Raw genomic sequence first — 2,329 nt, forward strand, 5'->3', positions numbered from 1 at the left:
TCCGGGTCGTGCACTGCCAGCCCCGCGCGACGAGCACCGAGCACCGCGACTCCGTGTTCGACCTCGTCGCCCTGTTCGCCGCCCGCTACCCGGCGATGGCCGTGCAGGTGCACACGTTGACCTGCGCGCCGGCAGAGGCGCTGGCGTGGCACTCGCAGTTCGCGTCGATGGTCGTCATCGGCTACCGCGAGCACGGCCTCGGCGGCCGGATCTACCGCAAGGTGCTGCGCGAGGCGGCCTGCCCGGTCGTCATCGCCGGCCCCGACACCTCACTCGACGTCGCGCTCGCGGCGTCGGCACTGGACACGGCGAGGAGCTGACGATGAGGGCACTGGACGTCATGAGCAGCCCGGTGGTCACGGTCCGCCCGGACCAGCCGGTCAAGGAGGTCGCCGCGCTGCTGGCCGAGCACGGCTTCACCTCGGCCCCCGTGGTCGACGACAACGGACACCTGGCGGGCCTGGTCACCGAGGCGGACGTGCTGCGCGACCGCATCCCGGTCGACGCCCGCACCCGCATCTGGCGGGACGAGGATGTCGACGCGCATCCCGCGCAGACCATCGCCGAGCTGATGAGCACGCCGGCCGTGGCCGTCGCACCGGGCACCGATGCCTCGGCGATCGCGCGGATCATGTTGGACGACCACGTGCGTGCGGTGCCCGTGGTGGACAGCGGCCGCGGAGTGGTCGGCATCGTCACCCGCCGGGACCTGCTGCGCGCCATCGCCACGGACGACGGCACGGTGCTCATCGCCGTGAAGTCGCGCCTCGCCGGATACGGCGGCACGAACCGCTGGGCGGTCACCGTGCACGACGGCGTGGTCGAGATCGTGGACGACTTCGACGACGCGACCGACCGGCACGTCGCGCAGGTCATCGCCGAGTCCGTGCCTGGCGTCGCCGAGGCGCGGGTGCGCAGTCGGGAGTCGGTGCGATGAGCGGCGTGCGTGCACTGTTGGCGGACGGGCAGGTGGCGCTCGTCCGCCGCCTCACGCCGGCGGACAGCGGCGCCGTCCGGCTGCTGCACCAGGCGTTGCCGGAGCGCGACACCTACCTGCGCTTCTTCACGCTGCGGCCGCCGCGCCTGAACGCCTTCGCCGAGCACCTCACGGCTGAGGATGTCCGGCACGCCACGCTCGGCGCCTACGTCGACGGTGCGCTGGTCGGCGTCGCCACCTACGAGGTCGTGGCCGATCCGGCCGAGGCGGAGGTGGCGCTCGCCGTCGATCACCGACAGCAGGCGCACGGCGTCGGCACGCTGCTGCTGGAGCACCTGGCGTCGTTGGCCCGCGAGCACGGCGTCCGCCGGTTCGTCGCGGATGTGTTGGCGGAGAACGCCGGCATGCTCCGCGTGTTCCATGACCTCGGGCTGCCGTGCGAGGTCGCCGGCGCAGGCCCGGAGATCCGGGTGGTGCTGCCGCTCACCACGGACTACCACTACCTGGACAGCGTGACGGACCGCGAGGTCCGCGCCGACATCGCCAGCCTGACCCGGCTGCTCCGCCCGCGCAGCATCGCGGTCGTCGGCGCCGGTCGCACGGCCGGCACGGTCGGCCACGCCGTGCTCGGACGGCTGGTCGACAGCGGCTTCACCGGTCGGCTCATGGCCGTGAACCCGCACGCCGCCAAGATCGACGGCGTCCCCAGCTACTCGTCCGTGCTGGAGTTGCCGGTGGTGCCCGACCTGGCCGTGGTCGCGGTGCCGGCCGGCTCGGTTCCCCTCGTGCTCGCCGACTGCGCGACACGGAAGGTCCCGGCGGTCGTGGTGATCACTGCCGGCATCACCGGCGACGAGAAGCTGCACGGCGCGGTGCTGGACACCGTCCACAACGGCGGTTTCCGCATGGTGGGGCCGAACTGCCTCGGCGTCGTCAACACCGATCCGGCGATCCGCCTGGACGCCTCGTTCTCCGACCGGCCGGCCCGAGCCGGCGACATCGGCGTGGTCACGCAGTCCGGCGGGGCCGGCATCGCCCTGGTCGACCAGCTGTCCGCGGCCGGCCTCGGAGTGTCGACAATGGTCTCGACCGGCGACAAGTACGACGTCAGCGGCAACGACATGCTGCGGTGGTGGGAATTCGACGAGGCCACGCGGGTCGCGGTGCTGTACCTGGAGTCGTTCGGCAACCCCCGCAAGTTCGTCCGCCTGGCCCGGCGGCTCGGCCGGATCAAGCCCGTCGTCGCGCTGCGGACCGGCACCAGCGAGGTCGCCCGCCGCGCCGCCGCCTCACACACCGCCGCGAGCGCCACCCCGGCCGTCACGCGCGACGCGCTGTTCCGGCAGGCCGGCGTCATCGCCGTGGACACGCTGTCCGAGCTGACCGCCACGG

General features: G+C 73.0%; 3 protein-coding genes. All 3 read left to right on the top strand.

All coding sequences use genetic code 11. The annotated features are described in order from the left end of the window. Positions 1–320: adenine nucleotide alpha hydrolase family protein (locus KUTG_RS60605; RefSeq protein ID WP_043714672.1), on the top strand; the 320-nt coding region annotated here is incomplete at its 5' end. 2 nt (positions 321–322) lie between these two features. Next, the gene (locus KUTG_RS02780; protein WP_043714675.1) at positions 323–937 is read left to right on the top strand and encodes a CBS domain-containing protein; all 615 of its coding nucleotides are present in this window, start codon (positions 323–325) and stop codon (positions 935–937) included. After that, positions 934–2,329 (top strand): GNAT family N-acetyltransferase (locus KUTG_RS02785; protein ID WP_157494277.1); only part of this gene is annotated, 1,396 nt, incomplete at its 3' end. The genes KUTG_RS02780 and KUTG_RS02785, both read left to right, overlap by 4 nt.

It is taken from the genome of Kutzneria sp. 744, from assembly GCF_000568255.1.
Classification (GTDB): domain Bacteria; phylum Actinomycetota; class Actinomycetes; order Mycobacteriales; family Pseudonocardiaceae; genus Kutzneria.